The sequence below is a fragment of the Enterococcus sp. AZ091 genome (genome assembly GCF_051714805.1).
GTDB classification, from domain to species: Bacteria; Bacillota; Bacilli; order Lactobacillales; family Enterococcaceae; genus Enterococcus_D; species Enterococcus_D gallinarum.
Genome location: NZ_JBIOSO010000001.1, coordinates 2,070,106 through 2,096,310 on the forward strand (window position 1 = coordinate 2,070,106; position 26,205 = coordinate 2,096,310).

23 protein-coding genes are annotated in these 26,205 nt (G+C 40.3%); 15 read left to right on the forward strand and 8 right to left on the reverse strand.

Annotation, left to right across the window (positions count from 1 at the left end; translation table 11 throughout):
• Positions 1 to 59: 59 nt before the first annotated feature.
• Positions 60 to 527, reverse strand: coding sequence for a MerR family transcriptional regulator (locus IGJ28_RS10285; protein WP_438845382.1), 468 nt, complete (start codon positions 525 to 527; stop codon positions 60 to 62).
• Positions 528 to 663: 136 nt separating this feature from the next.
• Between IGJ28_RS10285 and IGJ28_RS10290 the strand changes: the two genes are divergently transcribed.
• Positions 664 to 2,142: an MDR family MFS transporter gene (locus IGJ28_RS10290; protein ID WP_060815128.1), complete on the forward strand. Its 1,479-nt coding sequence runs from the start codon at positions 664 to 666 to the stop codon at positions 2,140 to 2,142.
• Positions 2,139 to 2,849: a DUF4811 domain-containing protein gene (locus IGJ28_RS10295; protein WP_147735645.1), complete on the forward strand. Its 711-nt coding sequence runs from the start codon at positions 2,139 to 2,141 to the stop codon at positions 2,847 to 2,849. The genes IGJ28_RS10290 and IGJ28_RS10295 overlap by 4 nt, the downstream gene beginning before the upstream one ends.
• Before the next feature lie 104 nt (positions 2,850 to 2,953).
• Here the strand turns inward: IGJ28_RS10295 and IGJ28_RS10300 are convergent, their stop codons facing one another.
• The 3 genes from IGJ28_RS10300 to IGJ28_RS10310 are packed head-to-tail and all read right to left on the reverse strand — an operon-like array spanning position 2,954 to position 6,316.
• Positions 2,954 to 4,105 (reverse strand): pyridoxal phosphate-dependent aminotransferase, encoded by a 1,152-nt coding sequence (locus IGJ28_RS10300; protein ID WP_252711884.1) that lies wholly within the window; start codon positions 4,103 to 4,105, stop codon positions 2,954 to 2,956.
• A 17-nt stretch (positions 4,106 to 4,122) separates the two neighbouring features.
• Positions 4,123 to 4,845, reverse strand: coding sequence for an amino acid ABC transporter ATP-binding protein (locus IGJ28_RS10305; RefSeq protein WP_113849766.1), 723 nt, complete (start codon positions 4,843 to 4,845; stop codon positions 4,123 to 4,125).
• A complete protein-coding gene (locus tag IGJ28_RS10310; RefSeq protein WP_438845383.1) occupies positions 4,838 to 6,316 on the reverse strand; it encodes an ABC transporter substrate-binding protein/permease in 1,479 nt (492 codons plus the stop codon). The genes IGJ28_RS10305 and IGJ28_RS10310 overlap by 8 nt, the downstream gene beginning before the upstream one ends.
• A gap of 498 nt (positions 6,317 to 6,814) precedes the next feature.
• Here IGJ28_RS10310 and IGJ28_RS10315 point away from each other — a divergent pair, with 498 nt between their 5' ends.
• From IGJ28_RS10315 to IGJ28_RS10350, 8 genes are all read left to right on the forward strand, one after another.
• The gene (locus IGJ28_RS10315; RefSeq protein ID WP_021150913.1) at positions 6,815 to 7,459 is read left to right on the forward strand and encodes a 3D domain-containing protein; all 645 of its coding nucleotides are present in this window, start codon (positions 6,815 to 6,817) and stop codon (positions 7,457 to 7,459) included.
• Between the two features lie 225 nt (positions 7,460 to 7,684).
• A complete protein-coding gene (locus IGJ28_RS10320) occupies positions 7,685 to 8,350 on the forward strand; it encodes a 2,3-bisphosphoglycerate-dependent phosphoglycerate mutase (protein ID WP_216448880.1) in 666 nt (221 codons plus the stop codon).
• 103 nt (positions 8,351 to 8,453) lie between these two features.
• The gene (locus IGJ28_RS10325; RefSeq protein WP_003127269.1) at positions 8,454 to 8,720 is read left to right on the forward strand and encodes an ACT domain-containing protein; all 267 of its coding nucleotides are present in this window, start codon (positions 8,454 to 8,456) and stop codon (positions 8,718 to 8,720) included.
• A gap of 10 nt (positions 8,721 to 8,730) precedes the next feature.
• Positions 8,731 to 10,080: a PFL family protein gene (locus IGJ28_RS10330; protein ID WP_252711886.1), complete on the forward strand. Its 1,350-nt coding sequence runs from the start codon at positions 8,731 to 8,733 to the stop codon at positions 10,078 to 10,080.
• Positions 10,081 to 10,339: 259 nt separating this feature from the next.
• Positions 10,340 to 11,902, forward strand: coding sequence for a TPM domain-containing protein (locus IGJ28_RS10335; RefSeq protein ID WP_242387383.1), 1,563 nt, complete (start codon positions 10,340 to 10,342; stop codon positions 11,900 to 11,902).
• 235 nt (positions 11,903 to 12,137) lie between these two features.
• Positions 12,138 to 12,755: an HAD-IA family hydrolase gene (locus tag IGJ28_RS10340; RefSeq protein WP_003127274.1), complete on the forward strand. Its 618-nt coding sequence runs from the start codon at positions 12,138 to 12,140 to the stop codon at positions 12,753 to 12,755.
• Positions 12,756 to 12,800: 45 nt separating this feature from the next.
• Complete coding sequence (locus IGJ28_RS10345; RefSeq protein WP_252711888.1) at positions 12,801 to 13,397, forward strand: helix-hairpin-helix domain-containing protein; 597 nt, start codon at positions 12,801 to 12,803, stop codon at positions 13,395 to 13,397.
• A 544-nt stretch (positions 13,398 to 13,941) separates the two neighbouring features.
• Positions 13,942 to 15,417, forward strand: coding sequence for a DNA-binding protein (locus IGJ28_RS10350; RefSeq protein ID WP_103300084.1), 1,476 nt, complete (start codon positions 13,942 to 13,944; stop codon positions 15,415 to 15,417).
• 182 nt (positions 15,418 to 15,599) lie between these two features.
• Here the strand turns inward: IGJ28_RS10350 and IGJ28_RS10355 are convergent, their stop codons facing one another.
• Together IGJ28_RS10355 and gadC are read right to left on the reverse strand one after the other, a co-directional pair.
• Positions 15,600 to 17,000 carry a glutamate decarboxylase gene (locus IGJ28_RS10355; protein WP_081132155.1) on the reverse strand — a complete coding sequence of 467 codons (1,401 nt, stop codon included), beginning with the start codon at positions 16,998 to 17,000 and terminating at the stop codon, positions 15,600 to 15,602.
• Positions 17,001 to 17,030: 30 nt separating this feature from the next.
• Positions 17,031 to 18,545 carry a glutamate:gamma-aminobutyrate antiporter gene (gene gadC / locus IGJ28_RS10360; protein ID WP_005472579.1) on the reverse strand — a complete coding sequence of 505 codons (1,515 nt, stop codon included), beginning with the start codon at positions 18,543 to 18,545 and terminating at the stop codon, positions 17,031 to 17,033.
• Between the two features lie 692 nt (positions 18,546 to 19,237).
• On the opposite strand from gadC, the gene IGJ28_RS10365 reads away from it, so the two are divergent.
• Genes IGJ28_RS10365 through holA form a run of 3 tightly spaced genes read left to right on the forward strand, consistent with a single transcriptional unit; the run spans position 19,238 to position 23,061 of the window.
• Positions 19,238 to 19,792 carry a ComE operon protein 2 gene (locus tag IGJ28_RS10365; protein WP_195957707.1) on the forward strand — a complete coding sequence of 185 codons (555 nt, stop codon included), beginning with the start codon at positions 19,238 to 19,240 and terminating at the stop codon, positions 19,790 to 19,792.
• A complete protein-coding gene (locus IGJ28_RS10370; RefSeq protein WP_438845384.1) occupies positions 19,764 to 22,004 on the forward strand; it encodes a DNA internalization-related competence protein ComEC/Rec2 in 2,241 nt (746 codons plus the stop codon). The genes IGJ28_RS10365 and IGJ28_RS10370 overlap by 29 nt, the downstream gene beginning before the upstream one ends.
• A gap of 31 nt (positions 22,005 to 22,035) precedes the next feature.
• Complete coding sequence (gene holA / locus IGJ28_RS10375) at positions 22,036 to 23,061, forward strand: DNA polymerase III subunit delta (RefSeq protein ID WP_003127282.1); 1,026 nt, start codon at positions 22,036 to 22,038, stop codon at positions 23,059 to 23,061.
• 44 nt (positions 23,062 to 23,105) lie between these two features.
• On the opposite strand, the gene rpsT is transcribed toward holA, so the two are convergent.
• Positions 23,106 to 23,360, reverse strand: coding sequence for a 30S ribosomal protein S20 (gene rpsT, locus IGJ28_RS10380; RefSeq protein ID WP_003127283.1), 255 nt, complete (start codon positions 23,358 to 23,360; stop codon positions 23,106 to 23,108).
• 255 nt (positions 23,361 to 23,615) lie between these two features.
• On the opposite strand from rpsT, the gene IGJ28_RS10385 reads away from it, so the two are divergent.
• Both IGJ28_RS10385 and IGJ28_RS10390 read left to right on the forward strand, forming a co-directional pair.
• A complete protein-coding gene (locus IGJ28_RS10385; protein ID WP_003127284.1) occupies positions 23,616 to 24,650 on the forward strand; it encodes an inorganic phosphate transporter in 1,035 nt (344 codons plus the stop codon).
• Between the two features lie 12 nt (positions 24,651 to 24,662).
• Complete coding sequence (locus IGJ28_RS10390) at positions 24,663 to 25,286, forward strand: DUF47 domain-containing protein (RefSeq protein WP_156247375.1); 624 nt, start codon at positions 24,663 to 24,665, stop codon at positions 25,284 to 25,286.
• Between the two features lie 48 nt (positions 25,287 to 25,334).
• Here IGJ28_RS10390 and IGJ28_RS10395 read toward each other — a convergent pair whose 3' ends face one another.
• Complete coding sequence (locus IGJ28_RS10395; protein WP_003127287.1) at positions 25,335 to 26,168, reverse strand: undecaprenyl-diphosphate phosphatase; 834 nt, start codon at positions 26,166 to 26,168, stop codon at positions 25,335 to 25,337.
• Positions 26,169 to 26,205 lie beyond the last annotated feature (37 nt).

Consider the following 26,205-nt stretch of genomic DNA (forward strand, 5'->3'; position numbering starts at 1 on the left):
CTGCATTCCCGAAAGACGAAGGGCGTGCAGCAGTCCTTTTTTAACTATTGTTTGTTTTCTCAGAGATTACGATATTTATCAATGTCCAATGGCTGGTTTTCCGATAATAATTCGTAGTCAAGCTGATTCGATTCATCATCATGGATAATGTGCAGCAATTGGTTTGATTCCTTGATGGGTCCTAGGCTGATAATAGTAAATCGATCATTGATTACTTCCAAATTCTGGAGTGCCCCTGTAAAAACTTTACGTATATGGTGCGCAGTTTTTATTTTTTCCTCTGCTTTTTCTACCGCTTTTGTTAATGTAAAGCCTTCATCAAGGAAACGTTTGATCAATTCAACTTTGATTACCGTAGGCAATCGATATTTACGTGGGGCATTCTCTTCTTGAGGGACCGATTCGATCAATCCTTTTTGTTCCCAGTAGCGTAACTGTCGCGGGGAGACTTCACACATTTGGCTCAGCTCGCTGATCCCTACCAGCAAATTGTCATTTTCTAATAATTTACGAAAGGTTTGATACATGCTTTCTCCATTCTTGTAAAGGTATTTGTTTATATTGTAACTTGTTTTACTTTTGTGTCAAGTAGGTTGACAAATAAGTGAGAAAGTTTTAAAGTGTATAGTGCTGTTGAAAAATTTTGTGAAAAGAGTGTGAAATATGACAAATAATCGTCCTTTAGATATATACGGTAAACCGTACAATCGTTCTTTATTGGTTGTCGTTTTGCTGATCGGTACGTTTTGTACAGTATTGAATCAAACATTACTGACGACTGCCTTTCCAACCTTGATGAATGCCTTCGATATTACGGCTTCTGATGTTCAATGGTTGACGACCGGATTCTTGCTTGTTAATGGGATCATGATTCCAATTACCGCTTGGCTGATTAATAAATTCAATTCGAAAAATTTGTATTTAACTGCCATGACGATTTTCTTGATTGGTACAATTGCTTGTTTTGCAGCACCTAATTTTTCGATCTTACTATTAGGTCGTTTGATTCAAGCTGCCGGTGTTGGTATCTCCATGCCGTTGTTGCAAAATATCATGTTATCGATCTTTCCGCCAGAAAAACGCGGTTCTGCAATGGGAATGTCGGGGATCGTTATTGGGTTGGCACCAGCTTTAGGCCCAACACTATCCGGCTGGATCATTGACCACTATACTTGGCGCTATTTGTTTGGAATGGTCATTCCAATCGTTATTTTAGTATTGATCTTAGCTGTCTTCTTGATGAAGAGTGTTATCGAGCTGTCTCATCCGAAAATTGATATTTTTTCTGCCATTCTTTCAACCATCGGTTTCGGAACATTGTTGTATGGTTTTTCCAGTGTCGGAGACAAGGGCTGGGGAAGCGTGGAGGTCATTAGTTTCTTAGTAGTTGGGGTCTTGTTTATCGCCTTTTTTGCTTGGCGCCAATTGCACATCGAGCATCCATTTTTGGAATTACGCGTCTTTTCATCGAAAACATTCACATTAGCGGCCATTCTTTCAGGTGTGACCAATATGGCCATGGTGGGCGCAGAAATGGTCTTGCCTTTATATATCCAAAATATTCGGGGAGAATCTGCCTTTCATTCTGGTTTGATGCTTTTACCTGGGGCATTGGTAATGGGGGCGATGATGCCGATCACTGGGGCAATTTTTGATAAGTATGGGGCAAAGCGTTTAGCTATTACCGGTATGTTCATTTTGACTGCTGCAACATTGCCTTTTGCCTTTTTAACAAAAGACACACCGATCTTGCATATCGTCATTCTTTATGCGATTCGTATGTTTGGGATTTCCATGGTTATGATGCCAGTTACTACTTCTGGTATGAATGCTTTGCCAGGAAACTTGATCAGTCATGGTACAGCAGTTAATAATACTTTCCGTCAAGTTGCCAGCTCAATTGGAACGGCGATTTTGATCAGTGTCTTATCAAATGTAACCAAAGGAAATCTTCCAAGTGATGGCTTGTTGAAGGCAACACCGCTTGCTTACAAAGAAAAAGCGATCGAAGCAACGCTTTCTGGTTATCATGCTGCTTTTTATGTCGCTGTTGTCTTTGGCTTTTTAGGCTTTTTGATTGCCTTTGCATTGAAGAAAAAAGAGCCTCAGTTGACTGTTCTTAAAGGAGGTGACGGCAAATGATGTTAGTGATTGTCGTCATCAGTGTAATTGCCTTTGCGTTATTAAATGTTTTTGCCAAAAATAAAGTCCAAACTGTTATTTCACTTCTCTTTGGTTTGGTTTTTGTCTTAAGCTTAACAGCAATGATGGCCAATCTATCCGCACATTTTGGGATGGAAAAAACCACCACAACGACTACACAGCCGTTAGTTTCAAGCAGTGACAATGATCAGTTGCCAATGCTGTTGTATCAACCTTTGGGTGATGGAACTGAGAAAATCTATTTGTACCGCACAGATGAGTCGCAAAAGAAACCAAAACAAACAAGAATGGACCATGTGACGAATCATGTCGTCGAAGATGCCAAATCGGCACAAAAAGAAACGAAAACGACCCGTTGGACGTATAAAAATGATTTTTATCGTTTCTTGTTTGGAATAGCTGGGAATGATGAAGAGTTTATTCGTGAAAAGAATACGTTCTCTCTTCCAGATTCTTGGACTCTCTTAACTGTTGATCAAGCGAAAAAACTAGCCAGTCTTGTTGAAAACCAACAAGAAGCGATGAAAACAGAAGCACAAACTTTTGTTCAAGAGAAGATGCAAGCCGCTTTGATGGCTGACCCAACAATGGATGCGGCGGAACAAAAAGCAAAAATCAGTCAATTCACTGCAGAATATCAAAAAGAAGCAATAGCAAAACTGATTCAAGAAGCAAAAAAAGAATAAAAAAATCCCTCTGCTCCAAGAGAGTGAATCACTCCCAAAAGTTAGCTTTTATGGCTATTGGCGAATGGTTCAATCACTCTAGTTGCAGAGGGATTTTTTGTTGATTAAAAAGTGAACTGCTCAATGCGATCAAAGGCTTCTCTTAGCATTGGCATTGATTGCGTAGCAGCTAAACGGACATAATGATCACCAGTCGTCTCACCAAAAGCTTTACCGGGAATCATTAGCACGCTAGTATCTTTTAAAAGTTTTTCAACGAAAGTAACAGAATCCAAGCCAGTTTTTTCTATGTTGATGAAGGCATACATACTTCCTTTGACAGGAGACAAAGAAAGAAAAGGAATAGTAGCGACTCGTTGCTGAATGTAACTTAGCCGTTTTTTGAAGGTTTCCACGACTGCTGGAACAAGTTCGTCGTAGTGATTCAACGCATAGATTCCCGCTCGTTGTGAGGGGGTAGGAGCAGAATAAGCAATACTTTCATTAATCAACTTGGCTGTCTGATTGATGGATAAAGGAGCGATCATGTAACCAATCCGCCAGCCAGTCATAGCAAAAGCTTTTGAAAAACTGCTAAAAGTAATCGTCCGCTCAGGCGCAAAAGTGGCCATAGGAACAAACTCTTCCATAAAACAAAAGGCTTCGTACACTTCATCTGACAAGATCAACAAATCATTTTCTTCGGCAACTTCAGCAATTGCTTTAAAAGTTGTCGGCGAAAAGACAGCACCAGTGGGATTGTTGGGAGAATTAATGATAATGGCTTTTGTTTTGTCGGTAATCGCTGCTTTTAATACATCAATAGCGATCTGAAAACCATCTTTTTCTAAGGTAGGGATGAAAACCGGGCTTCCGCCAGCCATTTCAACTTGCTGCTTATAAGGAGAAAAGTAAGGCTCATGGATAATTACTTCATCTCCAGGATCCAAGATCGCGCACAAGGCAAGATACATGCCATGTAACGCACCAACTGAGGCCCGTACTTGATCGTTGGCGAAAGTCAATCCATAATGGTTCTGATAAAAATCGACAACAGCTTGAATAAAATCGGCACTGCCATCAGAAGCCGTGTATTTTGTATGTCCATTTTTGACGTCCGTAAAAGCGGCAGCAATGATCGACTGATCAGTAATCAAATCAGGATCGCCGATGGACAGATCTATCAAATTTGGTGTTTTCTTGGCAATCGTTGCAATGTCCATTAGTAGATTTTCTTCGGGTGTTTGAAATCGTTGTGCAATCATCGACTGTTTCATAGGCTCATCTCCATTTTTTATAGTACTTTTCTTAAAAAATCTTGTGTGCGGCTATTTTGCGGATGGTCAAAGATCGCTTCAGGTGTTCCTTGTTCTTGAATGATACCGTCAGCCATGAAGATCACGCGATCCGCTACTTGCTTGGCAAAGCCCATCTCATGAGTCACAACGACCATCGTCATGCCTTTCTCGGCGAGTGCCTGCATCACCGCTAATACTTCACCAACCATCTCCGGATCAAGTGCAGAAGTCGGCTCATCAAAAAGCATCACATCTGGATCCATAGCCAACGCACGAGCAATAGCTACTCGCTGCTGTTGCCCACCAGATAAACTTGCAGGATAGCTAGTCGCTTTGTCCGCTAATCCAACTTGTTCCAAAAGTGCGTAGGCTTTTTTCTCAGCGGTCTCTTGATCTTGTTTTTTTACTTTTATGGGGCTGATGGTGATGTTCTCCAAAACTGTTTTATGAGGAAACAGATTAAAGTTTTGGAATACCATACCCATTTTTTGACGAATTTGATCGATCACAATCTCTTTAGCCAAAAGATCGTTTCCTTCAAATTCGATTTGACCACTGGTAGGTTGTTCTAAAAGATTCAAACAACGCAGAAAAGTACTTTTGCCGCTTCCAGAAGGTCCAATGATCACAACGACTTCACCCGTGGAGATTTCAAGATCGATCTCTTTCAGAACTTCTGTCGCACCAAAATTTTTTAAAAGTTTTTTTACGCTAATCACTTGTTTTCATTCTCCTTTCTGCAACTCCTAGTAATCGTGAAAGAGCAAAAGTCAAGACAAAATAAATCATGGAAACAATCACGTATGGTAGGAAAGGTTTGAAACTGGCACCTTGGACGACCCCTGTTTGGAAGATCAATTCGGAGACACCAATGACAGAGACAACAGAAGACTCTTTGATGACTGTCACAAATTCATTGCCGAGAGCAGGTAAAATGTTCTTGATGGCTTGCGGAAAAATAATGAAGCGCATCGCTTGAACTTGATTCATTCCTAATGAACGGGCTGCCTCCAACTGACCTTTGTTGACCGCATTGATCCCCGCACGAATGATTTCAGCCACATAGGCGGCACTATTAAGTGCAAGAGCGATACAACCTGCCGTTAATTTGGATAAATCCAGACCTAGTACGCCAGTCCCAAAATAAACGATAAAGATCTGTACTAAGAGCGGGGTGCCTCTCACGTATTCAATATAAACAATCGCAATCCAACGCAAAATTTTTGACGCAGAAAGTTTCATAAATGCCAGTAGACTACCAGCAATCGAGCCAAAGAGTACACCGACAAAGGCTAAAAAAATAGTATAACCGGCTCCTGAGAGATAAAAGGGCAGATATTTGCTAAAGAAGCCTTCTTCAGGTGCTCCTGTTTCTTCATTGAACATTAGAGCATAGGCTTCATCTTGATATTGACTCAATAGATCGTTATCGACAATCGTCTTGATGGAAGCATTGATTTTTTCCAGGAGCAGCGGCGCCTCTTTTGAAATAGCAATCGCTGTTTCTTTCGTACCTTTCTCAAAGACCACATCGTCGGCAATTGCTAAGTTATCATTTGATTGAACATAGGCTTCCGCCACAGGACCTTCCATCACAACAGCATCCACTTTTTTTGAGTTTAAATTTGTGATCAGATCCGGAACTTTTTGCAAAGAGGTTACAAGTGAGCCGGACAACTCATTTTTAGCTAATTCTTCTTGTGTGGTTTGTTTTTGAGCACCGACAGCTACACCATTGAAATCTGCTGTTGATTGAAACCGGTTCTGATCTTCTTTTCGAACAATCACTTTTTGTTGGACTTCCATATAAGTGTCAGAAAAGTTGACTTCCTTTTTACGTTCATCGGTAGCAGCCATCCCCGAAATGACAAGATCGATTTTTCCAGTTTTTAATGCTCCTAACAGCGCATCGAAACCTAATTCTTCAATTTTAAGATCGGCACCTAGATCATCAGCGATTTTTTTGGCAATTGATAGATCAAAGCCGACAATTTCGTCTTTGCCATCAATCGTGGTATGAAATTCATAGGGGGCATAATCCGCAGATAAGCCAACGATCAATGCGCCATTTTGTTTTATTTTTTCATAGACGGGATCTGTTGTTTCAGCGTGTACCAGTTTTGTGGTAACACAAAAAAACAGGACGATCAGTATCATTGTTGAAGCGAACCATTTACACATCTTTTTCATTCAATTACTCCTTTTTTGTTTTAAAATACAATAATAGCTTGAATTATGTATAAAAATACAACAAACGTTAGAAATATCGTATCATACCTTTTTGGGAAGTCAATCCCTTTCTTGGAAAAATCACGAAATATATTTGAGTTTTCAGAAAAAACAGTGTTTTCTATAAGTTTACAGGTTGAATTGTTTTTTACAAATTTGTAATATAAGAAAATTTATTTCAGAAAATTTCCGGAAATTATGAAAATATTTAAGATTCATTCGGCTTTTTTGATTAGCTTAAAAGAAACTTGTAACAGTTAATCGATCTTCTGTTTACTATTAAAGCCTTATTTAGCAAGGTTTTAAGTATTTCTATTTTTTATTTGGTACGTTATTTAATTTCTTTTATCAAAGTGAAATATTTCGTCATCGAACTGTTACCAAGGACTTAACGTATCTTGCTATTATTTATCAAGTCGTTACGACGAAAACTTACATAGAGCGAGGGAAATAAAATTTATGAAATCAATTAAAACATTCGTATTAACTACAGCCACAATTGCTGGTTTTGCTGCATTAAGTACAACTGCTAACGCAGACGAAATCAAACACGTGGTGAAATCTGATGACACATTATCTGGTCTTTCTTTAAAATACTTTGGTAATTTAGATCATATTGATCAAATTGCAAAAGACAACAAACTGAAAGATCCTAACATCATCTACGATGGTACAACTCTGATTATTGACACCGACAAAAAAGTATCATCAGATAACCAAGCAAGTGAACAACCTGCAAAAGAAACCACACAAGCAGAAGACCAATCTGCCAACGAAAACCAATCTGAATCTGCAGCAAGCAGCTATTCTGGAACAACGATGACGATGGAAGCAACAGCATATAGTTCTGATCCAGCAGATGTTTTAGGCGGCGGAACTGTGACAGCTACCGGCCAAAACTTGTTGGAAAATCCGATGGCAGTTGCGGTGGACCCATCTGTGATCCCTCTAGGCACAAGACTTTATGTTGAAGGGTATGGAGAAGCCATCGCCAGCGATACCGGTGGTGCGATCAAGGGAAATATCATCGACGTGCATTTCCCAACTAATGCACAATGCGAACAATGGGGCCGTCGGACCGTTCAAGTAACGATTCTTGATTAATTTCTCCAAATTTTAAGAACAGACCCATGCACGTATGAGGCTAGGGCATAAGTAAAAACAGTCAGAAAGATTTTCGAGAGGACAGTTGTTCCTTAAAGATCGGGTCTGGCTCAACTTATGCCTAGCCTTTTTGTATACTCAGATAAAAAAAGGATGCCTCTGTGAACTTTGCCCAAGACATTTTGCTTTTTTCTTGAGATAATGAATCAAAGAGGAGGCGTTCAAGTGAAGGTAGTATTGATACGGCATGGCGAAAGCGAAGCAAATTTTGAAAACTATTGGACGGGCTGGCTGGATGTGGCCTTGACAGCAAAGGGTCGGGAACAAGCTTGGCAAGCGGGAGAAAAAATCAAAGAATTGGGTATTTCTTTTGATGTAGCATTTGCTTCTTATCTTCAGCGAACCATCATCACCTGCAACACTGTTTTGGAAGCAAGCGCTCAATTGTGGGTACCTACCTATAAGACATGGCGGTTGAATGAACGACACTACGGACAGTTAGTCGGTGTCAATAAAGATGAAATGGTTGCTCGGTATGGAAAAGATCAAGTCCAAAAGTGGCGACGAGGGTATAATGAACCGCCGCTGTATGTTTCAGAAAATCATTTTGATCGTCGTTATGACGACTTAGATCCACGCTTGATTCCTAAAGGAGAAAACCTAGGAATGGTCGTTGAAAGGATCACCCCTTTTTGGTCGGATGATGTTGTTCCCTTCATTCGATCAGGAAAAAATGTCTTGATCACAGGCCATGGCAATAGTTTGCGGGCTTTAGTGAAGTATTTGGAGAATGTACCTGAAGAAGAAGTCGACAAAATCGATGTCCCCAATGCAGAGCCAATCATTTATACCTTTGATTCACAAGCTGTTTTACAAGAACGACTGGGATAAAGACGAACATTATTACTAAAAACCGCGCTTTCGTATGAAGTTTCATCGAAAGTGCGGTTTTCTTATGCTATAATAAGAAAAATTTTATGAAAGGCGGGCTCTTATGAAAGCAGTATTGACCGTTATTGGAAAAGACAAGGTAGGGATCATCGCAGGCGTCAGCCAACTATTGGCAGAATTAGACATCAATATCCTCGATGTTTCACAAACCATCATGGAAGAATACTTTACGATGATGATGTTATTATCGATGGAGGCAAATGCAGATTTTGAAACGATTCGTGAGCAATTGCATACCAAAGGCGAAACACTAGGTGTTAAAATCAGTATTCAAAACCAAGAAATTTTTGATACCATGCATAAATTATAGGAGGGCTTCTATGGAAATCAATCAAATACTAGAAACCATTCGCATGGTTGAAGAAGAAAATCTTGATATTCGTACCATTACAATGGGAATCTCTCTTTTAGACTGTATTGATGCCGATATCGATCAGATGTGCGAAAAAATCTATCAAAAAATTACGACAAAAGCCAAGAACTTGGTGCGAGTTGGCGAACAAATCGAAACAGAATATGGTATTCCAATCATCAACAAACGAATCTCTGTTACCCCGATTGCCATTGTTGTGGCAGCCAGTCAACCGACGCCACAAGACTGTGTGAAGGTAGCTAAAACATTGGATCGGGCAGCTGAGACAGTAGGGGTCAATTTCATCGGTGGCTACAGTGCTCTGGTTGAAAAAGGGTATCAAGGCGGTGATTTAGCATTGATCCAATCGATTCCAGAAGCGCTGGCAGCAACGAACTTTGTCTGTTCTTCGGTCAATATTGGATCAACCAAAACTGGAATCAATATGGATGCTGTTCGGTTAATGGGGGAAACAGTCAAACAAACGGCTGAAGCCTCAGATATGGGGTGTGCAAAATTAGTTGTTTTTGCTAACGCAGTGGAAGACAACCCGTTTATGGCCGGTGCTTTTCACGGTGTCGGAGAAGCAGATGTCGAGATTAATGTAGGCGTCAGCGGTCCTGGAGTGGTCAAGCGTGCGCTTGAAAAAGTCAAAGGAGAATCTTTTGACGTCGTTGCAGAAACAGTCAAAAAAACGGCTTTCAAAATAACCCGTATGGGGCAACTCGTAGGACGTGTAGCTTCAGAGCGTTTAGGGGTTCCTTTTGGGATCGTCGATCTTTCTTTAGCACCTACTCCGGCTGTAGGGGATAGTGTGGCGCTCATCTTGGAAGAAATGGGTCTGGAATCCGTTGGAACTCACGGGACAACGGCTGCATTGGCGTTGTTGAACGACGCCGTCAAAAAAGGCGGCGTCATGGCCTGCAATCATGTTGGTGGTTTATCGGGTGCTTTCATCCCGGTTTCAGAAGATGCAGGCATGATCAAAGCAGTTGAAAGTGGTTTGTTGAATCTAGAAAAGTTAGAAGCGATGACAGCAATTTGCTCGGTGGGCTTAGACATGATCGCAATTCCTGGAGATACTACTGCAGAAACGATTGCTGCGATGATTGCTGATGAAGCAGCAATCGGCGTCATCAACCATAAAACAACGGCGGTACGTATCATTCCGGCTAAAGAAAAACAAGTAGGAGACCGCATCGAATTTGGTGGTTTACTAGGCACAGCACCTGTTATGAAAGTTAATCCAGCTAAATCTGCTGACTTTATTCAGCGAGGCGGCCGAATTCCTGCGCCGATTCATTCTTTCAAAAACTGATCATCTTCTGAAACTGCGATATAAGGAACACACAAATCAAATGCTCTCGATTGGACGAAAAGGTGATTACTTTTCGAACATTCGCTCATAAAGACCTAATGGTATTTTGGAGGGGATGCTAGTAAAAAAATCGGACATTTTGTTTAGTGTAGCACTTAGTTCGCAGTTTCTTCTTTGTGATCTAAGGCTTTAGCCCTATGCTGATCATCTGGAAGTAATATACAATTAACGTAATTTTATACAGATAGGGGTGTCAAGAATGAAAAAGAGGGTAGTGGGCAGCTCCATACTGGTAGTGATCGTCATGTTCGTGCTACTTGTTCCCCAAAAAGTATTTGGTCAAAGTTTTGTGAAGGATAATGCAGGGGTCCTCTCAGCAGAGACAATCGCAAAAATCAATCAATTAAACCAAGAGAGGTTCCAAACGTTGCCAGGAAGTCCAGAATACGCTGTTGTCACGCTTAAAAACTTAGACGGCCAATCGATCGAGACAGTAACCAATCAGTTATTTGATGAATACAGTTTTGGTCAATCCGCGTATAACAATGGCTTAGTCTTTGTGTTTGCCATCGAGGACCGGGAATTTCGTTTAGGCTATGGGGATGGCTTAACGTATATTTTTTCTGATTTGTCAGATGATGACCTGATCGATGAAGATACAAAAGATCTTTTGCGTGATGAAGACTATGATCAAGCTGTTTTAAATGCTTCTGATCGCGTCTATGAGGAAATGAAAACAGCGGACGAAACGGTTGGTCTGAACAAAATTTATGCGGATGGGCAACAGCTACTGGCAGAAAAAAAGGCCCGAGAAGCCGCAGAGTCAAAGAAATTCTGGTTGCTGTTTTGGCAACTTGTTAGTTCAGTTAGTGCATTGGTTATTGCAGCTATTAGCGGAGTGATAGGCTGGCGCAAGCGCCAAACGAAGAAAAGCTTTCAAGCAGCCAATGTGATTCCTCCTCATATTCATTCGGATCCAGCGTTTGATGAAAAGGCTTTTTACAGATGGGCAAGTAAAAGAAGGAATTATCAGACCTTCAATCACTATATTGTTGCTGGAGAGTGTTTGAAGGCGTTAAAAATGTACCTGCTTAGTGAAGTTATTCCGAGGCAATTAGTTGAGTTTGAAAGAATCAGTCCGCAACCAGCTAGAAACCAAATGATTCAACAAGCATTGAAAAATCCGCAGTTGGCCGATCAATTCGTGCAAGAATATATGAAAGATCATAAAAATTTGAAGATCTTTGGGCAAGAGTTAGCCCAAGGCCATGACACATTGCGAACCTATGAAACACAATTGCAGCGGCAACTCAAGGAACAATTACGAGATTATGATTTAGCTGGAGATATTCTTGCAGAAAATGCTTATTTGATTCCACAGTATAAAAAAGAGATTCAGCAGTTGGCGGAAGAAGAAATTCAGCGGCGTAGTCGCAACAACGATTATTTGGCTATGCTGCTTACGAAGGAAAAGACGTATCCTGAAATGGTGCAGACGAGTTCTCAGGAAATAGCTAGCTTGATTGATTCTGTTAAAACGGATGCTTTGTTTACTATCGATCTCCATGAAGTATATAAAAATCATCCAGATCTACAAAAACAAGTAGGTGATTTTTCGGGGGAAGATCGTTCAGAACTATTGAATAATGCTCGTCGTGAATACAATCCAACCACTATGGATCAATCTTTAGTTTATTTGTTACTCATCAATCATGTCACGCGACAAGAACAGGTCATCGCAGAGAGTAAAAGCTCGGATAGTGATTTCGGTGGCTTTGGCGGTGGGTCCAGTAGTGGGGGCGGAATTTCCGGAAGTTGGTAATTTTTAAGGGCTGTGACAAAAGGTTGTCATAGCTCTTTTTTCGAACGCACGGTAAGTGGTCGCTTTTGCAGTAATAAGCCGTAATTTCTTGCAACTAATCACTTCTGTCTCAACCACTTTGCCTTTTGATCTAAAGACAAAGGCGGACTTTTGTGATAAACTTTGTAAAGTTGCTGAAAAAAACATTTTTTTCACGGAAACATTTCAGCTTATTTTTAGAAAATGAGGGTTGTACATGTATCATTCGTATATTTGGGACTTTGACGGCACATTGTTTGACAGTTACCCAATCATGTTAGAGGCGTTTCTTAAAACATTGAAAGACGCTGGATTTGATCCCGATTCGAGAGAAATTTATCGCATCTTGAAAGCATCGTCATCAAAACAAGTAGCTGAGAAGTATCAATTGGATTTCATTGATTTTAGCGCTCGTTTTAAAGCATATGAAGCACTAGATGAGCGGCTGCCCGTTTCATTTCCGGGAACGAAAGAAGCTTTACAAGCAGTAGTAGACCATGGCGGCAAGAATTATATTTTGACCCATCGCGACGTTGTTTCAACGAAAGAACTTTTAATGAAAGAAAATCTTGACCATTTGATCGTAGAGATCGTGGGACCGGAGAATAATTTTCCCCGCAAGCCGGACCCAACGTCTTTGAATTATTTAGTGGAAAAATATCAATTGGACAAAACAACGACTGTAATGATCGGTGATCGTGCGATGGATGTGCTGGCTGGACGAGGGGCAGGGGTGCAAACGATGTTCTATGATATTGAAGGATTGCTAACTGATTTGGATGCAGACCATGTCGTTCATTCCATGAAAGAAATCGAAGAAATTATCAAGTCTTGAGCAATCAAGACTTTTTTTGCGTACTTCTTTTTGAGGTGATTCATTATGGACAAGTGGGTGGATTTTGGGAAAAAATATTGGCATTTATCCTTGAGCGCGCTGTTGGTCATTCTTTTTCTATTTGGTTTGTTTTTTACCCCGAATGAGCCAGAATGGCCCGAAGCAGAAGAATCTTCACCAATTTTCGAATCAGAGAGTAGGAAAGAGTCATTGGATCAGATCGTTGTAGATATCAAAGGAGAAATCCGAAATCCGGGTATTTACACCTTACCTAGTGGAGCTCGACTGTATGAGCTGATCCAATTAGCGGGCGGGGTCACTGATGAAGGAAATGAAGACGTCATGAATTTTGCCCAAGAATTGTCAGATAAACAATTAGTAATCGTTCCTCATTTAGATGATCCGGTAGTCTACGCTGACAATGGAGCAGAAGGAACACTTGCTCAGAACCAGATCGATTTAAATACAGCAGATAGCAGCCAGTTACAAGAGCTTCCAGGCATTGGCGCGAAAAAGGCAGAGGCAATCATCGCTTACCGTGAAGAAAAGGGTTTTTTTAAAACCGTGGAAGAAGTGAAAGAAGTTTCTGGTATTGGCACTAAAACTTATGAGGCTTTGGAGGGGTTGATCAAGGTGCGATGAAAAATAAGAGAAAGAATAAGAGAATAAGCTCGCGATTCAGTGGCTTTTCTGTTTCGTTGTTGTAGGGGGTATAGGGAGTATAGAGGTATAAGGGGTATAAGGTAAGTAGAGAAGTCATTTTTATTTAGTAGAGCGATCGGGTGCAACAAGTCAATATCGCGACGTATTATGCTAACAAAAACACACTCTGTCGCAGGCGGCCGGTGGTTGTAAAAATTAATCTTTTGCTCAAAAAGAGTCAATCGATACAACTATATGTTGTATCGAATGCTAGGGGATCTAAGGAATTTATCGTGTGAATACAAAGTAGACCTTTTCTCACTGTGTAATCCATTTGTTTATTTCAGCAGGAAAAGATTTGCTAAAGGTAAGCTATACCGATTACATGAAAAATTCTTCATTTTTCCCAAGAGAAAATTAAAAATAATTTTGAAAACAATTTTTTTACCTAAACTTTTCCTCAGAATGCTATCAATTTCATTTCTTCCTATTTCCTGATAGTTTATAATAACGGACGTAATAAATTCGGGAAAGGAGCGAGCCTATGCTGGAAAGGTATATAGAAAAATGTGTGATTCGTCAAGTCTATCTTTGCGAGCAGTTGTATGAGAAGGAAAGCATGCTTATTGACCGTTTAGCCGAACAGCTGGATGTCTGTCCTGCGACCATTATCAATGACATTGATAAAATTCTGCTTTTACTGAAAGAACGCATTGCTACCGCCACTCACGAGAAGCATACATATCAAGTGGTTTTTACTGCCGGATCTTCCTTATCAGAGCTTACTCAAACCATTTATCAAGGATCCTATTTTTTACAAGTTCTCTATCAATTTTTGATTGGAGAGAGAAGTTGGCAAAAAATATCGGAAGAGGTGTTTATTTCATTAAGCAAGGTTTATACCATTCGGACAGACTTATGGAGATTTTTTGAGGAAATGGGCTATTTAAATGAAGAGCAAGAGGAGGTCGAGATCCCCGAGAAAGACTTCCGCTATCTTCTATTGGCTGTAATGAACTATTTAGGAAAACGTCCTGAAAAAAATCAGTCTTTTATTGAGCAGGCTTGTGAAGAACTGATCCAATTCGTGGAACAACGTTTTTTTCTGCGTTCTTATCCTGAAGACGAACGTCAAATCATTCATTTAGGGATCCACATCGGATTAGCAAGAAGCCGAATAGCTCCTATTTGTTTTGCATCAAGGGACAAGGAGATGGCACGACAGACACCGCTATTTCAATTATTACAGCAAGGTCTTAAAGAACTTGTAGTTTCTTTGTGTAGCAATGAGGACGAAGAATTTTACATCTATTCACTTTTTAATTCACGCAAGTATCAGTGCAATAATCTGGAGCTGTTGCAAAGAGATTTTGCAGTCGTTTATCGTAATCACATTCATCGCTGTCCGGAGATGTTGGAACTCACGCATTTATTACAAAACCGATTAGGTATCTCCGAGAAAAATCATTTGTTGTTCGAAAAAGCGTTACTACCGTTTCTTCGTTCCGCTTGGGGGGACATGCAGATCTTTCAAACGGATCGTCTATTCTTTCTCTATCCAAGTGAGAGGGAAATGTTTGATCAAATAATGGAGAGCCTTGGGTTATGGGCAAACCAAAACCAGCAGATGATTCGATGGAATGACAATCTGGTTCGTAAATTGACGATTTTACTAAGTTTGCTTCCTGATGCTGAAAAAACTGAACATTTGGAAGTGTATATTGTTGCACCTTCTGATTTTAAATACTTGTATTATCGCCAACAGTTAGAAGAAATGTTAGATGAGCACTTTACCATAAGCAATATGATCTATCACCAATTAACTGATGTGGTGGATGATGTCTTTTTTTGTACCAAACGAATGATTTTGTGTGATGCTTCTCTTTACCAAGAAACACTTCAAACGAAAAATACTAAAATTTATCCGGTGACTTTCAGCACTGTTTCCTCTGTTATCTTAGCTATCAATCAGACACTATATCAACGAGTCGAGGAAATCTTTGCAACAAAGAGTAATTGAAAAGACTGAAAAAGATAATTATTGATACAAAGAGAGGGATTGCGCACAGCCGTGCGCAATCCCTCTCTTTGAACTAAAGTAGTGCAAGCGAATGGCACTACTTGGGACAGTTCCGCAATAGAAGTAACGTTGAGAGCTCTAATGATTTTGGGGAAGTTTCTTGCTAGAACGTGTTGGCCTTTTTAATGAGTAAAGCCGTAGGTTTTGATTTCTTGTTTTTTATGATAGACCAGATGAGCCTGATCAAGTGCCAGCAGAGCTTCTTTCATGTCTTGAATATAATCGTGGGCCATATTCATACCAAAGTCTGCACGAATGACCAATCGTTGGATGATTTGGTCGTCTAAATTGGCTGGTAATGGATAAGCTGGAACTTGCCAACCTTTCATGAGTAAACGGTCTGCTAAGTCATACAACGTCCATTCCCGTTTTGGATCGTCTTTCAACTTGTAGCAGACGATCGGAAGTTGAGCGCCATCATTGATCATTTCGAATAGACCGGTTTTTTCGATTTCTTTTGCCAAATAAAGAGCAACTTTATGGGTCTTGTCATGAATCGCTTTGTAACCATCAAAACCATAGCGCACAAAATTATAGTATTGTCCGATCAACTGAGCAGCACTGTGGGAGAAGTTGATGGCCATGGTTGGTAACTCACCGCCTAAATAGCTGACTTTAAATACAAGTTCTTGAGGCAAGTAAGATTGATCGCGCCAAAGTACCCAACCCACACCCGGATAAACGAGACCGTATTTATGACCGGATGTGTTGATTGATATGACATTTGGTAATTGAAAGTCCCAGACGAGATCCGGTTCAGTAAAAGGGGTATAGAGACCACCAGAAGCAGCATCCACATGAATGTAGACTTTATAGTCCGTTGTTTGGTTGTATTGTTCAACAAGTTCATTCAATCCTTTAATGTCGTCATAGCGTCCTGTATAGGTGATTCCTAGAATGCCAACGATGCCGATCGTATATTCATCAACATAGTCCATCACTTTATCAAGATTGATCGACAAATGGTTTTCATCCATAGGGACTTCTCTCATCTCGATATCCCAGTAGACACAAAATTTTTCCCAACAAACTTGATAACCGCTTGAAATCACTAAATTAGGTTTATGAGCATTTAGGTCGAGACCGAGTTTTTCCGCCCGATTACGCCAAGCAAATTTCATTGCCATCCCACCTAACATACAGGCTTCTGAAGAACCAATGGTAGAAGTGCCCATGAATTTTTCTTCTTTGCTTGCATGCCACAAATCTGCAATGATATTCACACAGCGATTTTCAATTTCTGCTGTTCGTGGATACTCAGATTTGTCGATGGCATTTTTTTCTAGAGTTTGTGTCATCAGCTTAACTGCTTCCGGTTCCATATAGGTTTGACAGAATGTAGCTAAATTCAAACGGGCATTTCCTTCATCAAGTAGCTGATCTTGTACGAGCTGATAGGCCATTCTAGGTTCAACAGATTGCGGATTTAGTTTGTATTTCGGTAAATCTTCTCCTTCACAAACAGCTCCAAAAATTGGTTCCAAATAGTCTGCTTCTTCGCGGTTTTCTTTTCCATATAACATGATAATTCCTCCTAATAGATAAAAATACGGTTAATGTTTGATTGTATACTTCTCGTTTTGAACGATGTGGTGTTCTCCTCGAGCGCTTGGATAAGTGGCAGGGTTCACATCTCCTGTTTTCATATGAACCGGTTCATCGATTTGAGCTTCTTTGCCACGTTTGTCATGAAGTTCATAGAGAATGAATGGTAACAATAAAGTAACGATGAAACTAATCAACAAGATGACTTGGTAAGTTCTGTCTTCACTGGCAGGAATCGAAGAAGGTGGGAAGAACGAAACGAATAATGCGAGCAGCGACATGATGAGCCCTAATCCTGCGATTATTGTTTTTCCGATTGTTTTTCCTGGAACATTATAGGTACGAGGAAGATCTTTTTTCTTAAAAAGCAGAACAAAATAGCCCAAGAAAAACAGCAAATAACCAATCAAATAAATCACTACTGTCAGAGAAATAGCTACCAAGAAAGATAAGTTGTTTCCACCGCCGCCAAACGTTAGAACAGCACCCCATATTGAAACGATGATTCCTTGAATCATGATTAGCGGAACAGGGACGCCATGTTTGTTGTGCTTTCGCAAAAAAGTCGGCAGTAATCCTCGTTGTGCCGCTGCAAACATACCTCTTGATGGGCCAACGACCCATGAGCTGACCTCACCCATGACACCAAAGGCAATCATTAGTGCGATTAACTTCACTAGCCAACCAAGATGCGGATTGAAGTGAAGCAACAACGATTCAAAGGTTTGAATCACTCCGGCACTGAGAGATAATTCTTTTTGCGGAATGACCGCAGCAACAGAGAAGCCGCCAATAGCGTCTAATGCAATGGCAAGAATGACTAGCAAAATCATTGCTAGTGGATAATTTTTTTGCGGATTTTTTAGTTCATTAATGTGGGAAGCAGAGGCCTCTACACCCATATAAGCCAAAATAAAAGAAACAAAAACCACGAGAGTAGAAACTTTTGAAAAGTCAGGGATAAATGCTTTTTCACTCAGGGGTATTTGAATAGGATTTCCACCGATGAAATAAGCTGCTGCTAGCACAAATAAGAGGATAGAGGGAATGACGATCCCGATAACAAATCCTGCTTTTGCAATTTTTGCTGTTCTTTTGGTTCCACCTAACTGAGAAAACGTTAAGAGCCAAAAAATAATCAGCAAACCGATGTACTTCATCAATGGATCATTGTTGAGGGCGGGAAAATTCAACACATAAGAAAGTGCCCCTAAGATGAAGTAAATCATCGTAACAAACCCGACAGTAATCTGAAACCACTGAAAGAAGATCGCTGCAAAGCCAAACCGTTCGCCTAATGTTTCACTGACCCAACTAAATATCCCACCGTTCTGCCAGCCTTTTACCGTCGACATTTCTGCCGCGCAGAGTGCAACAGGCAAAAACCAGAGGATACCTCCTAATAATAAGAAGAAAACCAAATGAAGTTGTGACGTGGCAAAAGTTGGGTACTCGTACACAGTCAGGACCATCGAGGCTGTTAGTGCGAAAAAACCAAATAAAGATAATTTTTTCTCGTTCATCAAATCGCTTCTTTCTAAGTCTAATATCATTTTGGCGCTGTTATCTCGGAGGAGAAAGCTGATGTATGCTTCTGTTCATTGTGTGTCCACCTCTTTTCTTACAAAACGAAGTATAAAACTTTTTGGGTGAGAAAATTTCCAAGTTTTTTCTGAAAACAAAAGTGAAAAAGAAAAAAAGCTGGAAATAAAAAAGAAGCGTGTATTTTGCTGTTAAAAAAAAGCAAGAGCACTCGAAAGGCGTATTATTTTATGTACCCCTGAAAAACTAGAAATAGACAGATGGTGTTGCTACAAAGGTTTTATGAAAAATTTGCGTTAGGCAAGTGTTTCAATGAATGGGAGGAATCGGAAGAAGAAAGAGAGAAAAGGCGAAAAAACTATTATACCTGGGAAGAGTAAAGTGAGGATCTTTCGTTCCATCCGTTAGTAGCATCAAATATTAGTAGCATCAAAGAAAATAACAAGCAGTTTTATTCCCAGTCCCTTAATCAAAAACAATACCCAGCAGGTAGTGGAGTCATTTTGAGAACTGTTTGACTGACGGTAGCAGTAGGAAAAACAAGCAGAAGTGAATGGAGAAAAAGACACTAAAATTCATTAGCCCCTAGATTAATCAGTGGGGGTATAGTATATTATAAAAAATTGTGTACTATTATTTCGCAATCGGAAAAATAGAAAAAGGAGGTACGCAGATGACAAGCGATCTGAACAAAGAGAATCAATGGGTTAATTCTCAAAACCGATCGATAGAAGGAAATAAACGAATCCCTTGGGACCAGTATTTTATGGCTCAAGCTGTTTTACTTTCTCTTAGAAGTACATGCTCTCGGTTAGAGGTGGGGGCGACACTAGTCAAGGACCGACGGATTATTGCCGGCGGCTACAATGGCTCAGTTAGTGGAGACGTTCATTGTATTGATGAAGGCTGCTATGTGGTTGACGGACATTGTATCCGCACGATCCATGCAGAAATGAACGCATTACTGCAATGCGCCAAGCTAGGTGTTTCAACCGACAATGCCGAGATTTATGTGACACACTTTCCATGTTTGCCTTGTACGAAGGCGATTTTGCAGGCAGGCGTCAAGAAAATTCATTATCTGAATGACTACCGCAATAATCAATATGCTCTAGATTTGATTCAACAAGTTGGTGCTACCGTCCACCAAGTTGAACTTGATCCAGCATATTTTGAAAAATTATCTTTTGGTGCCTTGAATGGGGCTACACATACAAACATGCCGTGACCATTTCCTTTTTGTTGGAGTGATCATTGGTTGCTGGGTAACAGGTTTCTATTTGAAATCTGTTCTTTTATTTATTATCGCAAGTTATCTTCTTCTGGGACTACTGATAAAAAAACAAGTTGCTTTATTGGCACTTTGTTGTCTTGGCAGTGTATTGATAGGGGGACGTATGGTCAGTTTTCAAAATCCTCAGTTGGAAGAAGGATCGTTAACTGGTGAGGTTCTTATCTATCCTGATACGATCAAAGTCAATGGTGATTTAGTGACATTTGAAGGGAAACTGCCTGAAGGTAAAGTGATGGGGCGTTATCAAGTTTCTTCTCTTTCCGAAAAAGACCAATGGCTCAGCCGACAAAATTGGCAGAAATCACTAAGAGTACATGGAAATTTCAAGATAGCAGAGCCAATCCGAAACAAACATGCCTTTGATTACTCATTTTATTTGGCTAGCAGGAACTTCTTAGGAACATTGACGATTACTGAGATTCTCGCAAGCAAACAAACTGCCGGGATTTCTTCGATCCACAGGTGGCGAGCAGCAGCAGTGACTCACGTGAAGCAGTTTTTCCCTGAGAAACTGGCATCTTATATAAACGCATTGTTATTTGGATATAAAGATCATGAGTTTCAAGAGATCCGTCAATTATTCAGCAGCAGTGGCTTGCTGCACTTTTTTACTGTGTCCGGACTGCATGTGTCTTTCTTTTTCTACTGGTTAGAACGAGGTCTGAGACGAGGAAAGCTCACCAGAGAGGAGATGCTGCTTCCTCTTTTGCCAATTATCCTGATAGCCGCCATTTTATTTGGTGGTTCTATCAGCGTGATTCGAGCTGTTCTCGCTTATGGGATGACCGTTCTTTTGCGACTGTTTTCCTGTCACCTTTCAGCCTGTGATCGTTACGGTATCGTGCTTTTTCTAACACTTATGATCGACCCAAAAGTTTTTCTGCAAACGTCCGGGCAGCTATGTTTTTTGATGACTTTTTTATTGCTCATGCAAAGAAACGTACAGGTTTCCTCAGTGATCCGTTCTCAGTTTTTGCCGTTATTGGCAGCGCCGCTGCTGATGCACTTATTCTATGAATTTCCTTTGTTGGGTGGGATTTTTACTCTTCTTTTGCTTCCGTTGTTTCAACGTTTTATCTTACCTAGCTGTTTTGCTCTTTTTGCCGTAAGTCTTTTGATACCAAAAATACCCTATCTGGATAGTTGGAGTGAAACACTTTTGCATGGAATAGAGGAAATCGTCTTTTTTCTTGGAAGATTTGCCCTCACGACTGGAAGGATTCCCATAGAACTTGCTATTTTCTGTAGTCTTCTTGGTTTATTTTTGTATCAGCGACATCAGTTCTTTTTTTGTTTCTTAGTCAGTTTGTTTTTACCGCTACTTTTACAGCGTCTTTTTGTTCCTGCTGCCGTTACATTTGTCGATGTTGGGCAAGGTGATAGTATTGTCTTACAAACAGCCTTTAACCGGGAAGTGTATGTGATTGATACCGGCGGCAGTTTATCTTTTCCTAAAGAGGCGTGGCAGCAACGCGCGTATCAAGAAAATGCACACGCCTCATTGATTCCATTTTTAAAAGGCGAGGGAGTCAGGCAAATCGATGGGCTTTTTTTGACTCATGGAGACACGGACCATCTAGGTGATGCATTGGCATTAATGACAGCAATCCCTGTCAAAAAAATATACCTAGTTCCTGGAAGTGAACACCATCCTCAGATTGCCGCGTTAATCAAGCAGCTTCCGCAAGGAACTGTTCACTGGACAAAAGTGGGTGAAACCATTGGTCGCGACCTTACTATCACTGTTTTAGCTCCTGAGTCTGGGCAAGGTGAAAATGAAGATTCTTTAGTTTTGAAGGCTGAAATTGAGAAGTGGCGCTTTTTATTTACCGGTGATTTAGATCAAAAAGGGGAAGAAAAGTTGATTCAACAGTACCCTCATCTCCAGGCAGAAGTGGTAAAGCTAGGGCATCATGGCAGTCGTACCTCCACTTCTGCTCGTTTTATCGAGAGCCTTTCACCCAAAATCGGAATCATCTCTTGTGGCAAAGACAATCGCTATGGACATCCACATTCTGAAGTTTTGGAAGTGATGGAAGGAAGAAGCATCTTGAGAACAGATCAGCAGGGGATGATCCGCTTCAGCTGGTCAAATTGGCATCGTGTCCAACAGCTAGAAACATGGCTAGACTATCGATTAGAATGATGATAGGATGGAAAAGAAAGCGGGGGAATCTATGGAACTGCAAAAAGCGTTGCAAGAGATTCGGACGAAATCTCTGCAACCTATCTATTTAGTGACAGGCACAGAAAAATTTTTACAAGAACAAGTACGTCAAGCATTTTTGACGCGTTTTGAAGTTTCAAAAGATGACTTGAATTTTGCTTCTTTTGATATGGAAAGAGAGCCTTTGGATTTGGTGATTCAAGAAGCGCAATCGTTGCCGTTTTTCGGTGATCAGCGATTGATCTTTGTGGAGCGGCCTTTTTTTCTAACAGCAGAAAAAAAAGCCAATGTTCCAGAACATGACCTTGATGATTTTTTGCTGTATTTAAAAAATCCAATGGACACGGCTGTTTTGGTGATTTTTGCCGAATATGATAAGCTGGATGAACGAAAGAAAATCACGAAGCAGTTGAAAAAAGCAGGGATCATCATCGATGTGGCACCAATGAAAGAAGCGGATGTTCGTCGGTACTTGCAACAGACATTGACAAACGATGGTATTGAAATGACTAGAGAAGCTTTTGAACTGTTCCTGCGGTTGACTGATCTCCATTTATCAAAAGCGATGCAGGAGCTGCAAAAATTACGCTTGTATGCAGGAAAAGATGCGAAGATCACAAAAGAAATCGTTCAGCAATTGATTCCTAAAACCTTAGAACACAATGTTTTTGAATTGACTAATGATGTGTTACAAGGAAAAGTAGCGGATGCCTGGCGGTTGTATGATGACTTGTTGTTACAAGGGGAAGAGACCATTAAAATCAATGCAATTTTGATTGGACAAGTACGCTTGCTTTTACAAGCGTCGATTCTGATGAAGGTCGGCTATCAACAGGCAAATATTGCTGAGACACTAAAAATCCATCCCTATCGGGTCAAGTTAGCGATGCAGCAGGCAAGAAAGTTCAATGAAAAGCAATTAGCAGCCCTTTATCATGAATTGATTGAGAATGATTATTTGGTGAAAAGTGGTCAAATCGATAAAGAATTTCTGTTTCAATTGTTCGTTTTAAAGCATGGTAAAAGACAAGGGTAAAAGAAAGCCGAAGCAATCATTTGATTGCTTCGGCTTTAATTTGCTTATTTCGCAATTTTTTTACTTAAACGAGATTTGTCACGACTAGCTTTGTTCTTGTGGATCAATCCTTTAGTCTCAGCCATATCGATTGCTTTAACAGCATCTTTATATAACGCATCTACGTTATCAGCACCAGCTTCAACAGCTAGATCAAATTTTTTGATTGCTGTGCGCATTGTGCTTACTTGAGATGAATTCTTAGCATTAGCCGCTTCGCTTGTGCGAACACGTTTGATTGCAGATTCAATGTTTGGCATGTATTTCACCTCCAAAAATAAGTTCTTATACGTTTGAAACGTATAAATCAACACTAGTCATTATACCTAATGCAAGTTTCATTTGCAATAAAAGTTGTAAAGAAATTTTACTTAACACAAAAAAAGGTGCTTTTGCCAGCTATTTTTTCTTGTTCTATATTATTATTTTAATCCTTTACATATTTTTTAATGAATACTTACAAAAAGTTTACACTTTGTTCACTTTCTATGCTATGATTACTTCGGAATTTTTAAATGAGGTGTATAAATGTGAATATGGCTTTAGTTATAACCATCGTGCTCTCGTTAGGCGTTATTTTCGTCAATGGGTGGACGGATGCTCCAAATGCAATTGCCACCGCAGTCTCTACGAGGGTCCTACGTCCAAATGTCGCTATTGGAATGGCGGTAGTGATGAATTTCCTTGGGGTCTTAGTGATGACGTATTTCAATGCGCAAGTTGCTGAAACCATCAGTAACATTGTCAGCTTTGATACTGCTGGCGGCTTTCATGTTGCACAAATTGCTTTAGCTGCTGCACTTTTTTCAATCGTCGTCTGGACGGTTGCGGCTTGGTACTTCGGTATTCCAACTAGTGAATCCCATGCATTGATTGCTGGACTTACAGGAGCAGCAATGGCACTGGGCGGATTACATGCAGTAAACGGACAAGAATGGGTCAAAGTACTGATAGGGCTGGTGGTCTCAACATTGATGGGGTTCATTGGTGGGTTTATCATCACCAAATTGATCGTTTGGCTCTTCCGGGGAACTTCTCGTCGTAAAGCAAATAAAGTTTTTACGATCGGGCAAGCGGTCGCAGCTGGAGCAAACGCTTTTTTGCATGGCGCACAAGACGGTCAAAAGTTTATGGGGGTCTTTATGCTAGGTCTTTACTACAATAACCTTGTAGAAAAAAGCGGCAACGGCTTTACGATCCCTTTGTGGGTAATGGCGTTATGTTCTCTTACTATGGGAATCGGAACCTCTGTCGGTGGGATGAAAATCATTAAATCTGTCGGCATGGACATGGTCAAACTGGATAAATATCAAGGTTTTTCGGCTGACTTAACAGCGGCAATCTGCTTGTTCTTATCTTCCGTGTTTGGGATTCCCGTTTCGACGACACATACAAAAACAACTGCCATCATGGGTGTTGGCGCATCACGTCGCTTTTCCAGCGTTGACTGGCGCATCGTGAAAGAAATGATTTATGCTTGGATCTTGACTTTCCCAGGCTGTGGCTTGATTGCCTATGTAATGGTAAAAGTATTACTTGTGATTTTGTAAGGAGAGAGAAGAATGGCACGAAAAAAAAGTTTTGATTATTTTGCAGCGATGGAGCAGCTGGCAACCAATGGTCATTTAGCGGCAAAACGTTTCTCAGTTCTGATAAATGATTATTCAGAAGCAGCGTTAACTGAAGCAGCAGCAGAAATTCACGCATTAGAAAAAGAAGGCGATCAAGTGATCGCAGAATTGACCAATGAATTATATGATTCTTTTATCACACCGATCGATCGTGAAGATATTTTGATCATTTCTGAACGCTTGGACGATATTTTAGATGGCATCATGGGATTGACTTATTTATTTGAAAATCTTGTGATCAAGTCATTACGTCCGGAAACAGCTGAATTCGCTGGCATGATCGAACAGGCCACACAAGGTGTGCAGACGGCATTAAAAGAGTTTCCTAAGTTCAAAAATTCAAAGACGCTACGACAAATGATCAATGATGTCAATCGTATCGAGTCTGAAGCGGACCTTTTGTACTCTAAATTGAAAAAGGCCCTTTTCACTGATGAAAAAGATGTCTTAGAAATCATTAAATGGAAAGACATTTATGACCGCTTTGAAACAATCATCAACGACACAGAAGGTGCTGTCGATATTATTGACGGCATGGTCATCAAAAATACGTAATTTAGCTAAAAACACTGCGATGTCCAAAAGGACATCGCAGTGTTTTTATTATAAAGATACTAACCAATAAACGATCAAAACCGCACCAAGTACGATACGATACCAACCAAAGAAAGTGAAATCGTTTCGTTTGATATAATTCATCAAGAAGCGGATGGCTAACACGGAAACGATAAAGGAAACGATCGTTCCAGTTAATAAGATAACTGTTCCTTGCAAGTCAAAAGCATTTCCAACTTTAAGAAATTTGTATATTTTCCATATACTTGCACCGAACATGGTAGGGATACCTAAGAAGAATGAAAATTCTGTTGCGACAAAGCGGGAGGCACCAATCATGATTCCTCCAAGAATCGTAGCGCCAGAGCGTGATGTTCCGGGAATCAATGCTAATACTTGAAACATCCCGACAATTAGTGCTGCTTTATAAGTGAACTTGTTCAAATCGGTACATTTTGGTTCTTTGTTTTTGTTTCTTTTCTCAACGACGATGAAGCCGATCCCGTAGATGATCAGAACGATCGAAACAGAGAGGAAATTATAGAAGTGAGCGTCTAACCAATCGTCCAGTGGCAAACCAATGATGACAGATGGTAAGACAGCAATGATCACTTTCGACCAGAGTGTCCAAGTGTCTCTCTTTTCCAATGCATTTTTGGTGGGTGAAAATGGGTTTAATTTATGGAAATAGAGGTAAACAACCGCCAGAATCGCTCCTAACTGGATCACGACGTTGAACATCGCCATAAATTCCGGGCTTACTTTCAACCCAATAAATTCATCAGCAAGGATCAAGTGACCGGTACTACTGATGGGAAGCCATTCGGTAATGCCTTCAATGATCCCGAAAAGGATGGCTTTAATAAAATTCGCAAAAAACATTTGTTCAGTCCTTTCTTGTATGGTGAAATACATTACA

Excerpts from the sequence above, each read along its gene's own strand:
- IGJ28_RS10285 (WP_438845382.1), bottom strand. The coding sequence starts at position 527 with ATGTATCAAACCTTTCGTAAATTATTAGAAAATGACAATTTGCTGGTA.
- IGJ28_RS10290 (WP_060815128.1), top strand. The coding sequence starts at position 664 with ATGACAAATAATCGTCCTTTAGATATATACGGTAAACCGTACAATCGT.
- IGJ28_RS10295 (WP_147735645.1), top strand. The coding sequence starts at position 2,139 with ATGATGTTAGTGATTGTCGTCATCAGTGTAATTGCCTTTGCGTTATTA.
- IGJ28_RS10300 (WP_252711884.1), bottom strand. The coding sequence starts at position 4,105 with ATGAAACAGTCGATGATTGCACAACGATTTCAAACACCCGAAGAAAAT.
- IGJ28_RS10310 (WP_438845383.1), bottom strand. The coding sequence starts at position 6,316 with ATGAAAAAGATGTGTAAATGGTTCGCTTCAACAATGATACTGATCGTC.
- IGJ28_RS10315 (WP_021150913.1), top strand. The coding sequence starts at position 6,815 with ATGAAATCAATTAAAACATTCGTATTAACTACAGCCACAATTGCTGGT.
- IGJ28_RS10325 (WP_003127269.1), top strand. The coding sequence starts at position 8,454 with ATGAAAGCAGTATTGACCGTTATTGGAAAAGACAAGGTAGGGATCATC.
- IGJ28_RS10330 (WP_252711886.1), top strand. The coding sequence starts at position 8,731 with ATGGAAATCAATCAAATACTAGAAACCATTCGCATGGTTGAAGAAGAA.
- IGJ28_RS10335 (WP_242387383.1), top strand. The coding sequence starts at position 10,340 with ATGAAAAAGAGGGTAGTGGGCAGCTCCATACTGGTAGTGATCGTCATG.
- IGJ28_RS10340 (WP_003127274.1), top strand. The coding sequence starts at position 12,138 with ATGTATCATTCGTATATTTGGGACTTTGACGGCACATTGTTTGACAGT.
- IGJ28_RS10345 (WP_252711888.1), top strand. The coding sequence starts at position 12,801 with ATGGACAAGTGGGTGGATTTTGGGAAAAAATATTGGCATTTATCCTTG.
- IGJ28_RS10350 (WP_103300084.1), top strand. The coding sequence starts at position 13,942 with ATGCTGGAAAGGTATATAGAAAAATGTGTGATTCGTCAAGTCTATCTT.
- IGJ28_RS10355 (WP_081132155.1), bottom strand. The coding sequence starts at position 17,000 with ATGTTATATGGAAAAGAAAACCGCGAAGAAGCAGACTATTTGGAACCA.
- gadC (WP_005472579.1), bottom strand. The coding sequence starts at position 18,545 with ATGAACGAGAAAAAATTATCTTTATTTGGTTTTTTCGCACTAACAGCC.
- IGJ28_RS10365 (WP_195957707.1), top strand. The coding sequence starts at position 19,238 with ATGACAAGCGATCTGAACAAAGAGAATCAATGGGTTAATTCTCAAAAC.
- IGJ28_RS10370 (WP_438845384.1), top strand. The coding sequence starts at position 19,764 with ATGGGGCTACACATACAAACATGCCGTGACCATTTCCTTTTTGTTGGA.
- holA (WP_003127282.1), top strand. The coding sequence starts at position 22,036 with ATGGAACTGCAAAAAGCGTTGCAAGAGATTCGGACGAAATCTCTGCAA.
- rpsT (WP_003127283.1), bottom strand. The coding sequence starts at position 23,360 with ATGCCAAACATTGAATCTGCAATCAAACGTGTTCGCACAAGCGAAGCG.
- IGJ28_RS10385 (WP_003127284.1), top strand. The coding sequence starts at position 23,616 with ATGAGGTGTATAAATGTGAATATGGCTTTAGTTATAACCATCGTGCTC.
- IGJ28_RS10390 (WP_156247375.1), top strand. The coding sequence starts at position 24,663 with ATGGCACGAAAAAAAAGTTTTGATTATTTTGCAGCGATGGAGCAGCTG.
- IGJ28_RS10395 (WP_003127287.1), bottom strand. The coding sequence starts at position 26,168 with ATGTTTTTTGCGAATTTTATTAAAGCCATCCTTTTCGGGATCATTGAA.